Annotated in this window: 2 protein-coding genes; both read left to right on the top strand. The window is 67.5% G+C overall.

The window, feature by feature from the left end:
• Nucleotides 1-36 precede the first annotated feature (36 nt).
• Complete coding sequence (locus tag AC1DOC_RS31710; RefSeq protein WP_012746770.1) at nt 37-1,044, top strand: YncE family protein; 1,008 nt, start codon at nt 37-39, stop codon at nt 1,042-1,044.
• Nucleotides 1,028-1,840: a polysaccharide deacetylase family protein gene (locus AC1DOC_RS31705; protein ID WP_478131342.1), complete on the top strand. Its 813-nt coding sequence runs from the start codon at nt 1,028-1,030 to the stop codon at nt 1,838-1,840. The genes AC1DOC_RS31710 and AC1DOC_RS31705 overlap by 17 nt, the downstream gene beginning before the upstream one ends.
• Nucleotides 1,841-1,932 lie beyond the last annotated feature (92 nt).

Raw genomic sequence — 1,932 nt, 5'->3', positions numbered from 1 at the left:
CGTTAAGATTCCCAGCTCTCTCTCGGAACCTTTCCCTTGCGATTTCCTGCCCGACCGAATGGCCGCTTTTCGGCCTTCCTGTTCTCATGCCTCGCGGTCTGGCTGGCGCAAGCCGCCGCCGCCGCACCGCCCGAAGCCCCGCCGATCTTCGTGCTCAATTCGCTGGACGCCAGCGTCAGCGTGATCAGTCCAGTCGACTGGACTGAAAAGCAGCGCATCGCCACCGGCAAGGAGCCGCACCACCTCTACATGACGCCCGACGAAAAGTCGGTCATCGTGGCCAATTCGGCGGGCGATTCGCTCACTTTCCTGAACCCCAGGACGGCCGAAGTGCAGCGCGTGGTCTACGGCATCATCGATCCCTACCAGCTGCAGTTCTCGCGCGACATGAAGTGGTTCGTCACCGCGGGCAACCGCCTGAACCACGTCGACATCTACCGCTGGGACGGCAAGGACCTGAAGCTGGCCAAGCGCATCGCGTCGGGCAAGACGCCCAGCCACATCTGGATCGACAACACCAGCACCATCGCCTACGTGACCATGCAGGACAGCGACGAGCTGATCGCCATCGACCTGCCCACGCAGACCATCCGCTGGCGCGTGGCCACCGGCGCCATGCCGGCCGACATCTTCGGCGTCCACAACGACAAGACCCTGCTCGTGGGCCTGACCGGCAGCGACGGCGTGCAGGTGTTCGACGTGGCCGGTGCCGAGCCCAAGCTGGTCGGCAAGATCCCGACCGGCAAGGGCGCCCATGCCTTCCGCTCGGCTGGCGACGGCAAGAGCGTGTTCGTGAGCAACCGGGTGGCCAACACCATCAGCCGGATCGACCTTGCGACGCTGAAGGTCGGCGCCGTCTACCCGGTGCCGGGCGGGCCCGACTGCATGGACGTGTCAGCCGACGGCAAGACGCTGTATGTCACCTCGCGCTGGGCCAAGAAGCTCAGCGTGGTGGACCTGGTGAACAACAAGCTCGTGCGCCAGGTGAACGTCGGCCGCTCGCCGCACGGCGTCTGGACGCTGGACCATGGCAAGCGCATCTAGCCGCAGCAGCCGTGCCGCAGCCCTGCTGGCGATCGCCCTGGCGGCGGTGCCCGCTGCCTGGGCCCAGCAGGGCGCGTCCTGCGAGAAGCCGGTCTACCTGACCCTGGACACCGGTCACATGGGCGTGGCCCCGCTGGTGGCCGATGTGCTCAAGCGGCAGAACGTCCGCGTCACCTTCTTTGCTGCCGCCGAGCCCACGCTGACCGGCGGCGACAGCCTCGACAGCCAGTGGGCGCCGTGGTGGAAGGCGAGGGCGGCCGAGGGCAACGAATTCGCCTCCCACACCTACGACCACGCGTACTGGCGCGGCGACCTCAAGGGCGTGGCGCCGAGCTTCCGCATCAAGCCTTCGGCGGGCGCATTGGCGGGGCGCGAGTTCACCTGGAGCGCGGCCGAATACTGCGCCAACATCAGCAAGGCCTCCGAGCGGCTGGCCCTCATCACCGGCAAGAAGCCGCTGCCGCTGTTCCGCGCACCGGGCGGCAAGACCTCGCCCCGGCTGCTGGCGGCGGCCAAGGCCTGCGGCTTCGAGCACGTGGGCTGGTCGCCGGCCGGCTTCCTCGGGGACGAGTTGCCGAGCGAGAAGTTCAGCAACGAAAAGCTCCTTTCGCAGGCGCTGGAGAGCATCCGCCCCGGCGACGTCCTGCTCGCGCACCTGGGCATCTGGTCGCGCAAGGATCCGTGGGCGCCGGCCAACCTCGAACCGCTGATCGCCGGCCTCAAGGCCAAGGGCTTCTGCTTCGAGAYGCTGCGCCAGCATCCGCAGTACCGCGCCTGGATCGCGTCCCACCCCTGAGGCTGCTGCCGTGATCGATCGGTTGACGGACGCTTTTTCCGCGCTGCAGGGCTGGTTCTTCGAGACACTGGTCCAGCCGCTGGTGTTTGCCG

It is taken from the genome of Variovorax sp. 01T439_2 (assembly GCF_056398445.1).
The sequence above is the reverse complement of the archived record's forward strand: the minus strand, read 5'-3'. Positions and strand labels throughout refer to the sequence as shown.